Origin of the sequence: Paraburkholderia sp. BCC1876, assembly GCF_902833695.1 — a bacterium.
In the GTDB taxonomy this organism is placed as follows: Bacteria; Pseudomonadota; Gammaproteobacteria; order Burkholderiales; family Burkholderiaceae; genus Paraburkholderia.
In genome coordinates this window covers 632203-651055 of record NZ_CADFGI010000002.1, presented here as the reverse complement: position 1 = coordinate 651055, position 18853 = coordinate 632203, and the positions used below count along the sequence as shown (strand labels likewise).

Genomic DNA, 18853 nt, shown 5'->3' with positions numbered 1-18853 from the left:
GGCTGCAACGACGAAGAGGCGTCGTTCGATGCGCCAGTATGAACCGCGCAGGTCAGGATTGCACCCGCCCGTGCTCCCCGAACGCCCGCCGACGACCCGTTACAATAGCGGGATTTTCCGCGCGCGCTGCGTCCCCGTCCTCTTCTGCGTCTCTGCGTCGTCCATGAACCTCGTCATTCAAAGCCCTGCTCCTCTTTCCGTCGACCATCACAAAACGCTGATCGCGCTGGCACGCGGCTCGCACGCCACCCCGATCGACGCGAACGCGCTTCGCATTGCCGACGCCAACGTCGACCAGCGCGCCGACCTTGATGTCTACTGCGCTACCCATCGACTGGATTACGCCTTTGTCGAAGCCGGCCGCGAGCTGCGTGACTTCGGGCTGGTCGCGATGGACATGGATTCGACGCTGATCACGATTGAATGCATCGACGAGATCGCCGATTTCTGCGGCCTGAAAGCCGAAGTCGCCGCGATCACCGAGGCCTCGATGCGCGGCGAAATCAAGGATTTCAACGAGAGCCTGACGCGTCGCGTCGCCCTGCTCCAGGGTCTCGACGCCAGCGCGCTCGAACGTGTTTACGAAGAACGGCTGCAACTCTCGCCCGGCGCGGAACAGATGCTGGCGGGCGCCAAGGCCGCCGGATTAAAAACGCTGCTGGTGTCGGGCGGTTTCACGTTCTTCACCGAAAAACTGAAGCAGCGCCTGGGCCTGGATTTCATCCGCGCCAACACGCTCGAAATCGTGGACGGCAAGCTGACCGGCAAGGTGATCGGCGAGATCGTCAACGCCGACGTGAAAGCACGCACGCTGCGCGAAATCTGCACCCAGTTGAGCATCAAGCCGACTCGCGCGATTGCCATGGGCGACGGCTCGAACGATCTGAAGATGATGGCCGAAGCCGGATTGTCCGTGGCATTCCGCGCAAAGCCGGTGGTGCGCGAAGCGGCTAGCGTGGCGTTCAACTACGTGGGACTGGATGGTTTGTTGCGGCTGTTCTGAAGCGTAACCGCTGGCGGACTTTTACGAAGTGCCGCCAGCCGAAATCCTGCCGACCGGCGTTGACCGGGTGGCTTATCTATTTAGGATATCGATAAGAAGTGCCACGGACGTGAGCAGTGCAGTGACAGTCGCAAAGGTGCCGACGCGCACCACAAAGCGTTCGACGTTTTCGCTGGATTCGAAATAAGTGGCTATTGTCTTCATACGTACCTCGCTGAAAACCGCAGTCTAAATGCCCTGCTATCTGAAAAAACCTATAGTGGATAGGCGTGAATGAATGCAAACAAAATAGCGGCGGCAGCCACCAGGAAAATCGACGTGCCGATCGCAGCTCGCGGAAATCCTCCGGCAACGAACGCGGTGCGCTGAGCGCGCCCCCTTGCTCTTGCCCGTTCGTCATGCGCGTCGAGCAGGCACGCCATGACGATGACCGAACACGAAAAGCCAACCAGACAACAGGCCACCGTGCCGATCTCCAGCATCGACACGTTGTCGCTCCCGCGCTCCCACTCCGTCAATCCCTCATAAATCGCGGACGCACATAAACCGGTCGCACACCAGAGCAGTTGGCCGTCTTTCACCGACGCGGCGATCAGTGTTCCCGCGGCGCGCCAGCCGCGCGCGGGGGCGACGAGCGCGAGCGTAAAGATCGGGCCGATGATCGGCACGCCAAGATTCAGCAACGTCCAGAAGAATAGATTCATCGACACTCACCATGATGGGGCAACCGCTAGTCGGGATGCACACCATCGTAGCGGCGCAACGTCGCGCTGAACATTCGGCCGGATGGTCAGGTCAACCGGCTATCTTGACAAACAAAAAAGCCCACCGGGAGCATGTCCCGATGGGCTTCACGATCCTTCGAATCTTCGCGGGATACGGCTCAGTCGTTCAACCCAACGCCGCCAGACTCTGTTCGATATCCGCGCGCAGATCCGCCGCTTCTTCGAGACCCATGTAGAAGCGCACCAGCGTGCCGCGATGCGGCCATTGCCCGGCAGTACGCATCGACGCGACGTCGTACGGCATCACGAGGCTCTGCGCGCCGCCCCAGCTCCAGCCGATCGAGAAGAGTTCAAGCGACTCGCAGAACGTGTCGATTTGCGCCGCGCTGTAGCGACCGTCGAACACCACGGAAAACAAACCGCCCGCGCCCGTGAAGTCGCGTTTGAAAAACTCGTGACCTGGGCAATCGGCCAGCGCCGGGTGCAACACCGCGGCGATTTCAGGCCGCGTCTTCAGCCAGGTGGCGAGTTCGAGCGCCGCCCGGTCATGCTGCGCGAAGCGCAGTTGCATGCTCGGCAGGCTGCGCAGAATCAGCGAACAATCGTCCGACGACACGCCGATCCCCATGCGCATACGCGCCGCTTTCAGCTTCAGATGCAGTTCGCGATCGACGGTAATCGTCGCGCCCATCAGCACGTCGCCGCCGCCTGACTGGTATTTGGTCAGCGCCTGCACCGAAATGTCGACGCCGTGGTCGAACGGCCGGAAACCGAGCCCGGCCGACCACGTGTTGTCGATCGCCGTGACGACGTTGCGCGCCCGCGCCACCGCCGTGATCGCCGGCACGTCGGCGACTTCCATCGTCACCGAGCCGGGCGCTTCGAGCCAGATCAGCCGCGTGTTCGGCTGGATCAGATCGGCAATGCCCGCGCCGATCAGCGGATCGTAATAGCGCACCGTGACGCCGAAATCGCGTGCCAGCCAGTCACCGTGATCGCGGTTCGGCGAGTAGACGTTATCGGGAATCAGCACGTCGTCGCCCGCCTTGACGAGGCCGAAATACACGTTCGAAATCGACGACAACCCGGACGGCTGCAGCAGCGCGTGATGGCCGCCTTCGATCGTGGCCAGCCGCTGCGCCAGCACCAGCGAAGTCGGCGTGGCGTGCAGGCCGTAGCGCCACTGCGCGTCGTTTTTCCAGTCGAGCGCGCGCATGGTCGCGAGATCGGGGAACACGACCGTCGACGCGCGCGTGACCGGCGTCGAGAACGACTCGAAGCCCGGCGTGAGCTGGTCCTCGGCTCGCACGATACGAGTTTGCAGAGCGCGTTTGAGTTTGGATTGGGTCATGGTGAGATTCGGTGAAAGACAGACAGAGACGAAGAGTATGCGGTTTCAGGACAGACGCCGCAGCGGTCGCAGCCGACAGAGTCGGCGAACCGGCGTGGTGTTGTCTCGTGCATGGACGCGCGCACGGACTCGCTCACGCGCGGACTGTGAGGCCCGCGCGTGAGCGGCTTCATTCGCCGGTTTGCAGATTGCTGACGCCGCCCACGGCATGGCCGCCGTTTGCGGGCGTCGAACCCGGCGCGGCAACCACTCCGCCCGCGGACGCCTGCGGTGCAGCGACCGCCTGATTCGCGCCGACCGCCGCAGTCGCCGAGGCCGGTGCGCCGGGACGCGGCACCGCCTGTCCCGCTGCCAGCGGCTTCAGATCGAACGGCTGCGGGTCGGAATCGTCGACATTCATACGATCGCCCGCCACCGAGCCGTCCGCTGCGAACTTGCCGACCCAGTTGCCGGTGATATGCGTGCCGTCGTTCGATTCCTCGACTTCGAGCGTGTCGCCGTCGCGGTCGCCGGCGATCAGGATCACCTCGCCGGTGTCCGTGAATTGATACTCGCCGTGCACGCCGGACGGATCGTCGGTTTTCGCGCCGAGTCGCAGCACGATCTGACGCGCGCCCAGCATGCCGGCGTAGCGCGGGAATTTCGCGAACTCGGGGCTCGGCTTGAGCGGCAACTGGATCGCCGGAGGCGCCGCCAGTTCCTTCACCGCGTCGCTTTCCGCCCAGGCCTGCGTGGGCATCCACGCCCCCGCGCCGGCACACAGCAACGCGGCAACACTCATCACGGCCCAACCGCGCCGCCGCTTTGCAGCGTGCTTTGCTCCGCGCTCTGCTGCGTTCTTCGCTGCGTTTTTCGCGTTCAATTCCTGCATCAAAACCTTCCTCGTTGCTTGCTACCTGCTTGCTAGCTGCTCGCGACGATCGCGACCGTCGCGAGCTTCAGATCTCGAATCTCGGACGCGGAATCAGACTCAGATCCGTTCGAAGATCGCCGCGATCCCTTGTCCGCCGCCGATGCACATCGTCACCAGTGCATAGCGGCCGCCGACACGTTGCAACTCATACAGCGCCTTCACGGTAATCAGCGCGCCGGTCGCCCCGATCGGATGACCGAGCGAAATGCCCGAACCGTTCGGATTCACCTTGGCCGGGTCGAAGCCGAGCTCCTTGCTGACCGCGCAAGCCTGCGCGGCGAACGCTTCGTTGGCTTCGATCACGTCGAGATCGGCGACCGTCAGACCCGCGCGCTCCAGCGCCTTGCGGGTGGCCGGCACCGGACCGATACCCATGTACGCCGGATCGACACCCGCATGCGCATACGACACCAGCCGCGCGAGCGGCTTGATGCCGCGCTGCTCGGCGACGCTGCGCTCCATCAGCACGACGGCCGCGGCGGCGTCGTTGATGCCCGACGCGTTGCCGGCCGTGACCGTGCCGTTTTCCTTCGCGAACACCGGCTTGAGCTTGGAAAAGTCTTCCGGCGTGGCGTTCAGGCGCGCGTGTTCGTCCGTATCGAACACGACGTCGCCCTTCTTCGACGGAATCGTGATCGGCAGGATCTGGTCCTTGAAGTAACCGTTCGCGATCGCGTTGGCCGCGCGACGATGCGATTCGAGCGCGAGCGCGTCTTGCGTTTCGCGTGAGATGTCGTACTGACGCGCGACGTTTTCGGCGGTCACGCCCATGTGGATCGACTGGAACGGGTCGTTCAGCGCGCCGACCATCATGTCGACGAGGCGCGCGTCGCCCATGCGCTGGCCGAAGCGGGCGGCGGGCATCGAGTACGGCGCGCGGCTCATGTTTTCCGCTCCGCCGCCGATCGCGATGTCGGCGTCGCCGAGCAGCACGCTTTGCGCGGCCGAGATGATGGCCTGCAAGCCCGAACCGCACAGGCGGTTCACGGTCAACGCGGGCGCGTGCTGCGCGACGCCGCCGTTGATCGCGGCCACGCGCGCCAGATACATGTCTTTCGGCTCGGTGTGCACGACGTTGCCGAACACCACGTGCCCGACTTCGTCGCCCGATACGTTGGCGCGCGCCAGCGCTTCACGCACGACGCGTGCGCCGAGATCGGTCGGCGGAAAATCCTTCAGACTGCCGCCGAAACCGCCGATTGCCGTACGCACACCGCTCACCACCACTACGTCTCGTTGCATCGCTCGCTCCTCTTCTAGTCTCTCAAGATAATCTTGCCGGGGGCCTGCCGCGCTTTACTTCCAGGCGCGTGGCGTCAGGCCGCCAATTGCTGTTCGACGGTTGCCCGCGAAGGAATCGGCGCGACCGCGCCGTAGCCTTGCGTGGACAGCGCTGCGGCGACGTTCGCATAGCGCGCCGCGGTAAAGGGATCGTCACCCGCCACCACGCGCGCGATAAACGCGCCGCCGAAGCAGTCGCCCGCACCGGTGGCGTCGACGGCATTGACCGTATAGCCCGGCACGACGCGCCGCTCGTCCGGCGTCGCGATGTACGAGCCTTCCTTGCCGAGTTTGAGCGCGACCACGCGCGGGCCGTGCGACAACAGGAAATCGACGATTTCGTCGCGGCCGGTCAAACCGGTGAGGTCGGTCACGTCGTCCCAGCTCGGCAGGCAGATGTCGGTCTGGCGGATCGCCTCGAGCATCACGGCGCGAGCCCGTGCCAGCGGCCACAGCTTCAAACGCAGGTTGGTGTCGAAGCTCACGCGCACGCCATTGGCACGCGCATGCGCGATCGCTTCCAGCGCCGCGTCACAGGCGCTCAGGCTGATCGCGAGGCTGATTCCGGACAGATGAACGACCTTGGCCGCGGCAATCGCGTCGCGCGGCAGATCGCGCGGCGCATAGCGGCTCGCGGCCGAACCGGCGCGCAGATAGTCGAACGCGTGGCCGTCAGGCCCGTGCGACACGAAATACACGCCGGTGGACGCGTGCTGATCGACGTTGACCAGCGCCGTATCCACCAGCTCGCGTTCCCACAGATCGATCAGCAGACGACCGAAATGATCCGCGCCGACCGCGGACACGAAACCGGTCCGTGCGCCTTGCCGCGCGGCGGCGATGCAGAAGTTCGACGTATCGCCGCCGAAGCCTTGCAGATAGTTCGGCTGATCTTTCGCCGACTGGTTGAATTCGATCATCGCCTCGCCGAGCGCGAGGATCTCGGGAGTCCGTGCCGGCTGGGCAGCGGTTGCGCTAACCGTCATTGTTTAAACCTCGCCCCACAGATCGTGGCCGTCGGCGCCGGTGATCTTCACCGACACGAAATCGCCGACCTTGTAGCGCTTCGACGCCTTGGTTGTCGGCGCGATATACACGACGCCGTCGATCTCCGGCGCGTCTGCCGCGGTGCGACCGATGCCGCCGTCGGCATTGATCTCGTCGACCAGCACTTTCAGCGTCTTGCCGACCTTCTTCGCGATGCGCTTCGCCGAGACTTCTTCGGCCACTTCCATGAAACGCGCGCGACGTTCTTCGCGGACTTCGTCGGGCAACGCACCGTCGAGTTCGTTGGCCGTGGCGCCTTCCACCGGCGAGTACGCAAAGCAGCCGACCCGATCCAGTTCCGCTTCGCGGATGAAGTCGAGCAGCGTCTGGAACTGCTCTTCGGTTTCACCCGGGAAACCGGCGATGAACGTGCTGCGGATCGTCAGATCCGGGCACATTTCGCGCCACTTCTTCACACGCTCCATCACCTTCTCGGCGTTGGCCGGGCGCTTCATGCGCTTGAGCACTTCCGGATGCGCATGCTGGAACGGCACGTCAAGGTACGGCAGCACGTGACCCTTGTACGGGCCGTCGGCCATCATCGGAATCACGTCGTCGACGCTCGGGTACGGGTACACGTAGTGCAGGCGCACCCAGGCGCCGTACTGCGCGGCGAGTTCGCCGAGCGCGCCGACCAGGTCGGTCATGCGCGTCTTGATCGGCTTGCCGTTCCAGAAACCCGTGCGATATTTGACGTCCACACCGTAGGCGCTCGTGTCCTGCGAAATCACCAGCAGTTCCTTCACGCCGGACTTGAACAGGTTTTCCGCTTCGAGCATCACGTCGGCGACGGGGCGCGACACGAGGTCACCGCGCATCGACGGGATGATGCAGAACGTGCAGCGGTGGTTGCAGCCTTCGGAAATTTTCAGGTACGCGTAGTGGCGCGGCGTGAGCTTCACGCCGGCGGCGGGCACGAGATCAATGAACGGATCGTGCGGCTTCGGCAGATGGGTATGCACGTGCTGCATCACTTCGCCCAGCGCGTGCGGGCCGGTCACGGCCAGCACCTTCGGGTGCACTTCTTCGATCAGGCCGGAGCCGCTCGCGCTCTTCTTCGCGCCCAGACAGCCGGTGACGATCACCTTGCCGTTTTCATTGAGCGCTTCGCCGATCGCGTCGAGACTTTCCTGCACCGCCTCGTCGATGAAGCCGCAGGTATTGACGACCACGAGGTCCGCGCCGTCGTAGGTGCCGGAAATCTCGTAACCTTCGGCGCGCAACTGGGTGATGATCTGCTCGGAATCGACGAGGGCTTTCGGGCACCCGAGGGATACTATACCTATACGGGGATTTGCAGCAGAATTCGGTAACATTTTCAAGGGGAGAGCCAATGACGACAAAGGCGAGAGTTTATTCCTATTTGCGGTTCAGCGACCCAAAACAAGCGGCGGGATCATCGGTTGAGCGACAGACCGAGTACGCCCGGCGCTGGGCCGCCGAGCACGGCTTAGAGCTTGACGACACCCTGAGCATGCGGGACGAAGGGCTATCCGCCTATCACCAGGTCCACGTCAAAAACGGCGCGCTCGGCGTCTTCCTGCGCGCCATTGAAGACGGGAAGGTTCCGACCGGCAGCGTGCTCGTCGTTGAGGGTCTGGACCGCCTGAGCCGCGCAGAGCCGATCTTGGCGCAGGGTCAGTTGTCGTCCATCATCGGGGCCGGAATCCGCGTGATTACCGCCAGCGATGGCCGAGAGTACAGCCGCGAAGTGCTGAAGAAAGACCCGATGGGCCTTGTTTACAGCCTTCTTACAATGATCCGCGCGCATGAGGAGTCGGACACAAAGAGCAAGCGCGTGAAGGCCGCGATCCGCCGCCAGTGCCAAGGCTGGGTCGCGGGCACCTGGCGCGGCATCATCCGCAACGGCAAAGACCCGCACTGGACGCAAGCGGTGGATGGCCGGTTCGAACTCATGCCCGAGCGCGCCGCCGCCATTCGCCTCATGATCCAAATGTTTCTGGATGGTCACGGCGCGGTGCGTACCGTGCGCGAGCTTACCGAGCGCGGCTTGAGCATGAGCGCGAACGGTAACAACGGCGCGACGCAGCTTTACAAGATCATCCGAAACCGCGCGCTGGTAGGCGAAAAGACTCTCGAAGTGGACGGCGAGGAATTCCGGCTCGAAGGATACTACCCGGCCCTCCTCTCGCCTGAGCAGTTTTCCGAGCTTCAGTACGCGGCCGATCAGCGCGGGACGCGCAAGGGCAAAGGCGAAATACCCGGCATCCTCACGGGTCTCGGAATCACCCGCTGCGTGTATTGCGGAACCGCCGTAGTCGCACAGAATTTGATGGGCAGGAAGCGCAAAGCAGACGGCAGGCCGCAGGACGGCCACCGCCGCCTGATATGCGTCGGCTACTCACACAACACAGGATGTCCGGTAGGCGGAAGCTGTAGCGTCGTGCCGGTCGAACGGGCGCTCATGGCGTATTGCTCGGACCAAATGAACTTGACGCGCCTGACATCAGGCGACGGCGATGAAGTGGCTCGCGCCGCACGCCTTGCGCAGGCGCGAGCGCAGGCGGCAGAGACTGAGCGCCAGATAGAGAAGGTGACGGATGCGCTCTTGTCGGACCCTGACGGCGCACCGGCAGCGTTCGTGAGGCGCGCTCGCGAACTCGAAGACCGCCTGAAGGTCGAGCGTAACACTATCGACCAATTGGAACACGAACTCGCAGCGTCGAGCACGGCTACGCCCGCCGCGGCGCAGGCTTGGGCCGAACTCGCCGAAGGCGTGGAAGCACTGGATTACGACGCGCGAATGAAAGTGCGGCAGCTTGTTGCCGACACGTTCGCCCACATTGGGCTAATCCGGCGCGGCCTATCCGGCGTTGAGGGCAGGATTGCGCTCGAACTGGTCGGCAAGCGCGGCGTTACGCGGCTTATTGAGTTCGACTCGAAGACCGGGGAGCTTTACGGTCTGCAAGACGTGCCGCATCCGCCCGGGTTCGCGATGCCATCGTAGAGGGGAGCCACTAGCGCAGCCATGGCGCGCATGGAGTAGCATGACATGGCAGGCACGGGAGCCGTTAGGGCCCGGACTGCTACAACATGACCCAAAGCGGGCGAGCCAGAGAAATCTGCTCGCCCGCTTTTTCGTTTTCTGGCGCAGGATCAACGGGGAATGACCATGGACAAAGAATCGTTTGAGGCGTTGATTTTCGGCGTGGCTGCGTTCGCGACGGCGATGCGCGGCAAGTGGGTCGCTGGCGAGGAGTTGGACCCGGTCGCCGCGATTGAGAAGCACGCCGCCGACATGGCGAAGTTGGTCACCCTGACGGCAGCACAAGAGCGGTTCCTGTTTCGCGCGTTGCCGCCCGGCTTCAGAATGCACCCGCCAGCCATCGAACTACTGCGCTTCTCGGCGGCGCAGGCATCGAACGCGGCTAGAATCGTAGAGTGCGGCGCGGATGAGGATTCGGCCATGGTGATCTTGAAGACCATGCTGAATAACCTGATAGCAAAAATCCTGGCGCAGTAGCAGATAGAACCGGCCCAGCGCCGGTTTTCTAATTTTCGGGGAGCGGCGGCCATGCACGACGAAGAAAGCAGCGACGAAGACCTCACGCTCAACACGAAGGCGGTCGTGCGCGGGTTCGCGAAGTTCGTGGCCGATCTGCACGAGAACGGCGAAAAGAAGATGGGCTTGACCGGCGACGCCATCGCAAACAGCATAGTCGGGCAGGCGCACGTAACCGGCGCGGACTTCCTTGGTGAGAACGCCCCGGCCCTGTTCATCAATCTTGCGAAAATGGTGATCGGCTTCACCATCGCGCGCGACGCCGGGAACATCACGGCGGCAGTGTGCCGACAGCGCATCAAGACCGCTATCAACGAAACGGCGAAGTGGCTTGACGAATAGCCCGGCGCTCGCGAATAGGCTCGCCAGCGGCCTTGCGCCGCCCGGCGAATACCAGCGCCTATGCGACGGCGCGCGAGCCCGCCTCAGACCTCAAGCGACGAACTCTCGTTGATCCATAGCGATTCGGTTTCGACAAAATACGCTGTACCCACCTGCACGTACGTGAAGGTCTTTACGCGCACGGTCGCACCGTTGCTTTCCGTGGCCGTGTCGGTCAGCAGATTGCCGTGCGCGTCGTACGTCAGCGCGTGGCTGCACGACGATGGATCGAAGGTCTGGTTGAGGTTGTCTTTAACGACTACGCGAACGCCTGCGGACATGTTGAATCCCTGAAAGTTTGTTGGCTCTCAGGTTCGCATCACGCCCGCGCCGCGCATAGGCGAAGAAAAGCCCCGCCACGGCGCGCACCGTGCGGGGCTGAATGACTACGTCAAGCGTGACGGGATGATCTAAGTCGCGTCACAGTTCCCATTTTCCATCACGACAGATACCACATCAACCGCTCATGACCGATCCGGCTGGCGAGCTAGTCACATTCGACGTGCCCGAACTCATGTTCACGCTCACGCCCGTATTGATGGTCGCCAGCAAAGAGCCGATCTGCGGCGGCGTCAGCGGCGAAAGAACGCAGTCAGTCCCGTTGAGCGTCGCGAGCGCCACCACTGCGGGCTGCGAAACGTTGATGGCGGGCGGCGGCGGCGGCGTGCCGATAACGTCGTACCATGGATTCGAGGCGTTCGAGCCCGGCGTCGCCAGTGCGTATTGGCTCTGCGGCGAGGAGCCGGGGACCGTCGAGCTACAGTTCGAAGCGCCGTACAGGCCCGTATAGACCGGGAAAGTTTTGGCGGCTTGAGCGAACACGTTAGAGCACACGCACGCCGCGTCAGACAGCGCGGAATAGCCAGTCATGCACCAGCCGATATCGTTCGCATCGAGACCCGGCAAAGCGCCCAGCGTCGCGAATACCTGCGTGCCAGCCTGCGCAATCGCCGTCGTGTAGCCGATCATCGAAGCCACCTGCCCTGCGTTCGTGTTCTGGAATGCTGCAACGAACGACAGCGCCTGCGATACAACGCCCAGGAAAGTGTTGATTGCCCCAGTGATAGCGCCAATCACCGAACTGACGACGCCGACGGCGGATTTGATGACCGAGCCGATTGTCGCGATTGCAGTGTACAAACTGCCCAAGCCCAAGGCGTTCGCGAGGCTCTGAAGGAAGCCGGGTTGCGCGGGCGGCGGCGCATCGCCGGTCACCAGCAGCGAAATGTCGTAGCGCGCGATAAGCGGGCTCTGCTTCGAGCGGCGCAGCGTGAAATTCGTTGGAATAACCACGTCCACGGTCCCATCGATGCCGTCCGCAAAGATCAGTTCCACTTGCGACGGGTCGAGACCCTTGGTGATTGCGGCCTGGCGCTTCTGGTTCCACGTCTTCATCACCAGCGTGTGCAGGTTCTGAAACAGCGTCAGGCCGTCAGTCCCATTGAAGCCGCGCCAGCCCGTCGTGCCGCTCAATTGAATCTGCGTGATACCCGGGCCGAAGTCATCCACCCATGCGCCGCCAAGCGCGTTCTGAACCGCCACGCGATTGACTTCGGTGCGCGTCAGCGATTCGGGCGGGATGCCGAAGCTGTACGAGGTCGGCGGGTTCGATCCGCCGCCGATGCCGAGCGCCGAGCCGACGAGACTGAGCACGCCATCAAGGCCGCTTGGCGTGGCCGCTGCCGGGGCCGTCAGGTCGTCAATCGTGAATGAGATCGGGCGACTGCTCGGCGTGGTGTTCGTCGGGGCTTGCAGCGCCTGAAGCGCGCTGGGAAGCGTGAGTTGCGTTGGAAGGCTGAAGCTCATTGCGAATCCTTGTTAGATCGTCGTTGCGACGGGCACCTTCGTGCCAACGACGGTTTCCGCCTGCACGACGGTCGCGATTGCATCGCCCTGCACGGTCGCCGTCGAGCTAGTCACGCTCGAAATGCGCGAGTCGGCGGCGACGGTCTGCTTCGCGTAGCGCGCGGCCATCAGGCCAGCCGTCGCCCCGTTCTTCGAGCCCAGCAGGCGGCGTCCGCGATAGCCGTACGAGGGGTGATAGATCAGTTCGCCTTGGTCGGTATCGAGCGCGTTTTCCAGTGCCTGCACGAGGTTCGCTGAACCAGACACGGTCGCGAGGTCGCCGTTGTCCGTGATCGAGAGGAAGCCGTCGGCGTCGAGTAGCACGTCCGTCTTGAAAACGTCATTCGGATCATCAGAAGGCGCGGGCGTGGCAGCCGGAACCATCAGCGGCGAGCCATTCAGCACGACGCCATCCGTCACCTGCGCCGGGTCGTCCGTCAGGTACGGCGGCGCAAGGTTGTTCATGCCGATCAGCATGGCCCAGTTCGTCGCGTCGCCCATGACGCGCGCGGCGAACTCCTGAAGCGTGTCGCCGTGCTGCGTATTGACGAACCGGAACCCGGTCAGCGGGGTATCAAAAATCGAAGGCATCAGGTCACCATTGCAAGGGTAATGGCTCAATGTTGGCATCACTACACGCGCAGCCGAGCCATGAAAAAAGCCACCCGAAGGTGGCCTCTGCGTTACGCGCCAGCGATAGGCGTGCTCGTCGGCGTGCCCGGCGATTCGGACGTGTGCTTGTGGCCCTTGCCGCTGATACCCGCCGCCACCACGTCGGTTTGGCCGGTCACCGTGCCAGAGAATGTCGCATCGCCTTGAATCTGCATCGTTGCGCCGCCGCCACTGCCAGCAGAGCCCGTCATGCCAGACTGGAAGGCGAAGGGTCCAGTGACAGTCAGCGGCCCCTCTACGGTCGTTTGCGGGGCTTTGATGGTCACGTTGCCCGACGAGTCGAGTTCGGTCGTGCCGCCGACCGTCACCGCGGCGTTGCCCTTCGTGTTGACCGTCAGGTTTCCGTTGTGCGTCAGCGTGACATTCCCCTGCGGGTCGAAGTGCAGCGTCGCGACCGGCGATCCCGCATTCGCGACCGTGATATTCAGGTGCGGCGCAGAGCCCTTGTTCTGCGTGATCTGCCATTGGCCGTCCCAGTCTGCGCCGGTCAGGTCTTCGTGCTCAGGATTTTGCCCCCAGCGCATAAATGACCCTGACGGATGCGAGAATTCGTGGTCACCCTGGGCGTTCGTCGTTTCGTACACGTCGGACGCGTGGCGATTCACGCGGAAGTTCGAGCGCTGGAAGGTCATCTGCGTGATTTGGGGCATCAAAAAACCGACAGCAATAGGCATCCCCTTGACGTGCGACAGCAGCGCCTGCACGTAGCGCTCAGGGGCTTGCGTCAAATCCCACTGAGACACGCCGACGGGCATGCCGATATCAGCGAGGTCCATATGCCCCGTGTTGCTGCTGCCAGTGTGCGACATGACTTGCACATTTCCAATCCATGCGCCGCTATCGGAATCGACAACGTCAATCGAGTTTCCTTCTGGATGCACCGCGACGACAACGGCGAGCGACAAACCGCTATACAGATTCATTTTAAACAGTCCTTAGAGGCTCGAAATTGCGTTGCTGATTGTCGAAAGAAGCGATGGCTTTGATGCGCCAAGGGTTGATGGATCGGTCGGCTGCGCGCGCTCTGTGAAGAACTGCGGGACTTGCGAAGTCAGGCGGTCTGAGAAGCCAGTGCCCCGGTCATACTCTGCGTCGCAAAAATAGTTGCCGTACACTTCGAACGTGTGCGTGACGTTGTGCGCGTAGTACAGCGACTGATTCTGCGACGGCTGCGCGCCGAAGGATGCAGGCGCACCGCTATTCGCCGACCCCGAAACTGACGCACCGTTAAAGACCGCGACGTACATGCCAGGGCGAAGGTTCTCGTTACCCTTCATGCGCAGCGTGCCCGACTCGAAAACGACGTTGTCCTTATTCATCTGGATTAGCCGGCCGCGCCGATCATTGATCCACCCCATGAGGGTCTGCTTTACCGCTTCGCGCTCGGGGCCATCGGGCATGCCGTTGCCGTTGTTCTGCTGATTCGGGCCGCCCATCGAGGTCGAAGAGGTCATCTGGCGAAGGCCGTAGACGGCGGGATTGCAGTTCGGAAGACCGGCCTGATACATTTCGTTGCCCGGCGTTGCAGGCGCGAGCGCATAGACCCTGTTCATTTGGTCCATGTAGATATCGAACGCGGCGCACTCCACCCAAAAGTAATTGCCAATGTTCCGGTCATCGCGCTTAGATGAAATCGACGTGATATCGCCGCGATCAATGGTCAGCGTGTTCGCGACCGGATACGTCGGATTGTTCTGCTGCGCGACGGAAGAGGTCGATACCGGATTGCCGTTTGCGTCCCTGAGAATCGGCTGAATCGGCAGGCGCGATGCGATGTCCAGCAGCGGCGCGGGGCGATAGACCAGGTACGGGCCAGCATCACCCCACGGCCCGGCATCGCGATCCTCAATAAACATTTCGTTCCAGCCGTTCTTCGTGTCGAAGTAGTCGCGAAGGATGCTGAATGCGCTGCTTCCCGCCACCTGCCCGATGTTGATTGTCACGCTGCAATCTGGCACCTGAATGTCGAGCGTGATAGGCAGGATCATCGCCGTTTGCGGGCGACTATTCACGGCGATGGTCGCCTGAAGCTGGCTCACCCGCTGCTGCGCTTGCGCGATCTGCGCGGTGAGAGCCTGCGCTTGGCTCGCCTGGCTCGTCGTAACGCCAACGGCACCAGCCACCGCGCTAATCACGCTCGTAAGCGACGGGGCTGTGAGTTGCTGATACTGCGCTTGCAGGTCGCTGACGGTCTGCTGCGCGGTCGTCAATTGGCTCTGAAGGGATGGCGTCGGCGGGTTCGTTTTCTCGGCGCTCGTCGCCGCCAGAATCATCTTCTGAATGTAGCCGTTGACGCTGTTGTTCGGTTGCTTCGGCGCGCTTCCATCTGCATTTGCCGCAGCGAACGACCCGATAAACTGGGTCAAAAACGTTGCAGTATCCTGCATGTTGTGAAGCGTGCCGAAGTTGGCAAACATCGGATACGTCTGAATGAGGTTCCCTTGCGTCGGCGTGCCAGATAAATTCGAAAGCTGCATCAGTTGCAGAATCTTAGAGTAATCATGACCCGAAATTTCGAGCCCGCAATGAGGCTTGCCGTCGCTGCCGCCGACGCTCTCAATGCGCTCAACATCGGTAATCCATCCCCACATTTGAATTGGAAGCTGGCCCGGACCACTGCCGCCTTGATGCTGCGCCGCTGCGTTCGTGGCGGGGCCCGTCGCGTATTTGTATGCGTCGCCAGCGAAGCGAATTTCCACAATGTCGAGCGGTTCGATCATCGTGTATAGCGTGTCTTGCACCGCCGCGTCGTAGCGGTCGAGCATCGTGATCGAGAAGCCGCCAGTGCCCTCGCGAACGGATCGCTGCGTGCGGACGACAGAGCCCTCGCCGAGCCACGGCGTAATGTCGATAATGTTCGCGACCGTGCCGTTATTGGTCGGCAGTGCATAGCGGCCAGCAACGGGCGCGCTGCTGCCTGCCGCGTCGCTCACGCTACTGCGGCCCACCACTTTATGCAGATAGACCTTAATGCCAGGACGCCTTTGGGATACCCTCATTTTCTCTGCTGCCTATGTCGAATTCGATAGACATAGGCTGGCATCACGTCCGACGGATCGGAGAAAGGAGAGCGCCCCTATACAAGCGGGCGCGATGATTTAGCTGGCGGTATCGGTCGAGAACCTGAAGCGCGGCGTGGACCCTTGCGCAAGAGGCGCATGGAAGGTCTTCGTCACCTTCTGCGACTTGATACGGCCGTCGGCGATGTTGTTATTCGTGTGTTCGAGCACCACCGAGATATTCGCGCCAGCCCCGCTCAATCCGCCCATGTTGCCGCCGTACGATGCGGAGTAGCGCGCAGCGTCAGCGTTGGCCTTGGCGACGGCTTCAGCCTGCTTTGCCTGGTCAGCCGCAGGAATCTGCGCCATGCGGTTCGCGAGGTCGAAACGAATCGGGTTCTCCTGCGCGACGCTCGCCGGGCGTTCGTACCCGGAGTCGAACGCAGTGCCAGCAACGCCCGGGGAAGTGGCACTCCAAAACGCGCCCATGCGGCCGTACTCGCTGCCACCCTTGCGAATCTGGCTCAACATGAAATCTGTCTGGTCGATTGCCGAGCTATCGAACATGCCGGGGCGCTTATTGGCCTTCGCCCAAACGTCGTACGCCTTGCGATTCGCGCCGTTGAACTGATACAGGCCATACATCGTGTGGTCCGGGTTCCATGCGTTAGCAGTCACCGAGCTTTCGCGTGCGGCGTTGCCGAGAATGCCGTCCGTCTGCGCTTCCGGCACCCCCTGAGACAGCAGGTACGACTTCAGCGCTGCGGCGCGCGAGGTCATATCGCCGCCAAGGCCACCAGAGCCCGCGCCCTGCGGATGCGATGCAGCGCCCATGCCAGCCGTAGTGCTCGGATCAGGAATGCTCGTATCGGGCCTTGGCGGTCCCATTTCGCCACCAATGCCCAGCATCTTCTTCGCCAGCGCTTCGAGCCAGCTTTCCATGCTGGTGATACCCGGGGCGATGCGCTGGCCGATGTTCGTTGCGATGTCGTCAAGGTCTTTCGCAGCCTGGCGCATGTTCGTGCCGAGGTCGTCTGATTGACCCATGCCGCTCGCGACACGGCCAATTTCAGCCTTGAACGACGCCACATCCTGCGGATTGCCAGACTGCGCGGCCTTCTCTTTCTTGTCGAGAACATCGCGCTCGTCGTCGGTCAGGCCGCCGCGCATGTCCTGATAGACGGCATCAACACCCGCAAACGAATCCGTCTTCGACAGCCCCGTCAGCCGCGCGAGGCTTTCAGGGTTCATGCTGTTGAGGTCAATGTGATTCTTTTTGACGTATCCCATCAGGCTATCGGTGTCGCTCGAACTCATTTTCGACAGCGCGACGGCGTCATCCATTGAGCTAAGGCCGAATGCGTTTTTGATGCCGTTCGCCAGAAGCTCTTGCTGCTGTTCCGTGCCGGTAACGCCCTTGATTCCGAGATCGGCGCGCATCTGGCGCATGAGCATGCTTGCGACGGTCGTGTTGCCGCTCATGCCGCCACCCGTAAAGCCAGCATAGTTGCTGCCCTTGCCGAGCCGCGAAGAAACCGTTGCGCCCAATCCGCCCTCAAGCAACCAATCCGCCTGAATCGGATCGAGGCCGCCGAATGCGCGCATAGCCAGGTTCGCGGTCGCTTCGCGGCCCATCATGCCTTGCGTGGCGGAATTCGCTTGCCCCAGGATGCCAGCCGCGTGCGACGCGGTCATGCCAGGCATGCTCTTGAGAACCGAATTGAACATATTGCCGATGCGGTCGAGGTTCGGCGCATCGGCGGTAAGGCGGTTCTGTTGCGAGCCGATACCCTGAATGATCGCGGCCACTTCGCCCGGCAGAGCCTTCCCTTGTGCCCCCTGAATGGCGTTCGCGAACTTCACAGCCAGTTCGTTGAGGCTCGCGTGCGAATCCATGCGCTGCGAGCCGGAAAGCGTATTGATGCCTTGCGACGGGTCCATGCCGAACGCGCGAGCGAAACCTACGCCGCCAGCAGTAGCGCGACCTACTTCGTCAGCAGTGCGATACAGGCCGCCGCTCGCAGCCTCTGCGGACAATTCGAGCTTGGCAAATTCAGCGCTAGATACGCCGAGCCCTTGGTTAAACTTTTCGGTCCCGGCAATGAGGTCGCTGAACGACACTCCGAGATCGCCCATTTGGCGCTTCAGCGTGTCCGCGTCCCCGGCGCGATTACCGGCGAGTTCAACGCCATGCGAAATGAACTGGCCGGCCATTGCGAGGCCGCCAGTAATCATGCCGACAACACCGCCGCCCAGCATCGAGCCAATACCGCCGCCACCGCCGAATGCTCCGGCCGCGCCAGAAATGCCGCCGCCGATGATCTGGCCGATACCACCACCAGCAGCACCCGCAGCCGTGCCTACCGCAGTTCCAATGCTGCCTGCCGCGCCGCGCCATGCCCGCGTGCGGCGCACAGAGCTTGCAGAATCCTCTTTCGCTGCCCGCTTCGTCGCGGCGGTCACTTCGCGCATCTTCGCGCGTTCGTTGGCGCGATCTTCGCGAAGGCGGGCCGTGTCGGAGTCTTTGGCTACCTTCGCCGCCGCCTTTTCAGCAGCCTTCGCGTTTGCCGCATCGGCTTTTGCGCGAAGGTTCGCAGCCTGCGCATTCGTTGGGCCGAAATCAGCACCCTTCGAGGGGATGGCGTGCCCGGTCGAATTGACGGCGTTGTACAGCGAGAGATCGTATGCAGTCCCGGCAACGGTTCGCGCGTACGCCTCCCGCTTCCACCTTGCGGCCGTCGCGGGATTGGGGGTCATCTTGGCGAAGTCGAGATTCGCCAGACCAACGCCAGCCTGCCCCGACTGCGACATGGCGCGGCGCAATTGAGGCATGGCCTGAATCGCCTGCTTCCATTGGGCTTCCAATTGAGCCATGCTGCGCGAGAAGTCTTTGATGCTCGGCGGCTCAAAATTCAGCTTCGACAGCTTGGCTACTTCAGCGCCCACCTGGCTAAGAGCCTTGGCGAGCTTTTCGATTTTCTTCGCCTCTGCATCCACCCCGCTTTGACCCGGGGAGCCACCGCCGCCGTTAATTCCGATCTTCACATCAGCCATTTTCACCGCTCCATAGCACGTATTCGATAACCCATGCTCGCATCACGTCCGCTCGCAAC

General features: G+C 62.5%; 16 protein-coding genes. 4 read left to right on the top strand and 12 right to left on the bottom strand.

All coding sequences use genetic code 11. The annotated features are described in order from the left end of the window. The first annotated feature begins 163 nt into the window (after positions 1–163). A complete protein-coding gene (gene serB / locus HWY05_RS09450) occupies positions 164–1003 on the top strand; it encodes a phosphoserine phosphatase SerB (protein WP_035550393.1) in 840 nt (279 codons plus the stop codon). Between the two features lie 254 nt (positions 1004–1257). Here the strand turns inward: serB and HWY05_RS09445 are convergent, their stop codons facing one another. The 6 genes from HWY05_RS09445 to rimO form a co-directional block, all read right to left on the bottom strand. Beyond that, entirely contained in the window at positions 1258–1671 is a 414-nt protein-coding gene (locus HWY05_RS09445) for a hypothetical protein (RefSeq protein ID WP_244146559.1), read from the bottom strand. A gap of 223 nt (positions 1672–1894) precedes the next feature. Then, positions 1895–3079, bottom strand: coding sequence for a cystathionine beta-lyase (locus HWY05_RS09440; RefSeq protein WP_035550398.1), 1185 nt, complete (start codon positions 3077–3079; stop codon positions 1895–1897). A gap of 169 nt (positions 3080–3248) precedes the next feature. After that, on the bottom strand, positions 3249–3860 hold the full coding sequence (locus HWY05_RS09435; RefSeq protein ID WP_176058441.1) for a hypothetical protein: 612 nt from the start codon (positions 3858–3860) through the stop codon (positions 3249–3251). Positions 3861–4049: 189 nt separating this feature from the next. Beyond that, complete coding sequence (gene bktB / locus HWY05_RS09430) at positions 4050–5234, bottom strand: beta-ketothiolase BktB (RefSeq protein ID WP_035550404.1); 1185 nt, start codon at positions 5232–5234, stop codon at positions 4050–4052. 74 nt (positions 5235–5308) lie between these two features. Beyond that, the gene (locus HWY05_RS09425; RefSeq protein ID WP_176058148.1) at positions 5309–6259 is read right to left on the bottom strand and encodes a sugar kinase; all 951 of its coding nucleotides are present in this window, start codon (positions 6257–6259) and stop codon (positions 5309–5311) included. 3 nt (positions 6260–6262) lie between these two features. Next, positions 6263–7636, bottom strand: coding sequence for a 30S ribosomal protein S12 methylthiotransferase RimO (gene rimO, locus HWY05_RS09420; RefSeq protein ID WP_176058440.1), 1374 nt, complete (start codon positions 7634–7636; stop codon positions 6263–6265). A gap of 17 nt (positions 7637–7653) precedes the next feature. On the opposite strand from rimO, the gene HWY05_RS09415 reads away from it, so the two are divergent. The 3 genes from HWY05_RS09415 to HWY05_RS09405 all read left to right on the top strand — a co-directional run bounded on the left by HWY05_RS09415 (position 7654) and on the right by HWY05_RS09405 (position 10185). After that, positions 7654–9288, top strand: a complete 1635-nt coding sequence (locus HWY05_RS09415; RefSeq protein WP_176058147.1) for a recombinase family protein — start codon at positions 7654–7656, stop codon at positions 9286–9288. A 159-nt stretch (positions 9289–9447) separates the two neighbouring features. Beyond that, positions 9448–9804 (top strand): hypothetical protein, encoded by a 357-nt coding sequence (locus HWY05_RS09410; RefSeq protein ID WP_176058146.1) that lies wholly within the window; start codon positions 9448–9450, stop codon positions 9802–9804. A gap of 51 nt (positions 9805–9855) precedes the next feature. Continuing rightward, entirely contained in the window at positions 9856–10185 is a 330-nt protein-coding gene (locus tag HWY05_RS09405; RefSeq protein WP_176058145.1) for a hypothetical protein, read from the top strand. A gap of 83 nt (positions 10186–10268) precedes the next feature. Here the strand turns inward: HWY05_RS09405 and HWY05_RS09400 are convergent, their stop codons facing one another. The 6 genes from HWY05_RS09400 to HWY05_RS09375 form a co-directional block, all read right to left on the bottom strand. Continuing rightward, positions 10269–10505: a hypothetical protein gene (locus HWY05_RS09400; protein WP_176058144.1), complete on the bottom strand. Its 237-nt coding sequence runs from the start codon at positions 10503–10505 to the stop codon at positions 10269–10271. A 175-nt stretch (positions 10506–10680) separates the two neighbouring features. Continuing rightward, entirely contained in the window at positions 10681–12030 is a 1350-nt protein-coding gene (locus HWY05_RS09395; RefSeq protein WP_176058143.1) for a hypothetical protein, read from the bottom strand. Positions 12031–12042: 12 nt separating this feature from the next. Further along, the gene (locus tag HWY05_RS09390) at positions 12043–12660 is read right to left on the bottom strand and encodes a DUF2634 domain-containing protein (protein WP_176058142.1); all 618 of its coding nucleotides are present in this window, start codon (positions 12658–12660) and stop codon (positions 12043–12045) included. Between the two features lie 92 nt (positions 12661–12752). Next, entirely contained in the window at positions 12753–13664 is a 912-nt protein-coding gene (locus HWY05_RS09385) for a hypothetical protein (protein WP_176058141.1), read from the bottom strand. Between the two features lie 12 nt (positions 13665–13676). Further along, positions 13677–15740, bottom strand: a complete 2064-nt coding sequence (locus tag HWY05_RS09380) for a hypothetical protein (protein WP_176058140.1) — start codon at positions 15738–15740, stop codon at positions 13677–13679. Positions 15741–15839: 99 nt separating this feature from the next. Continuing rightward, positions 15840–18794, bottom strand: a complete 2955-nt coding sequence (locus HWY05_RS09375; protein ID WP_176058139.1) for a phage tail tip lysozyme — start codon at positions 18792–18794, stop codon at positions 15840–15842. Between the last annotated feature and the right edge of the window lie 59 nt (positions 18795–18853).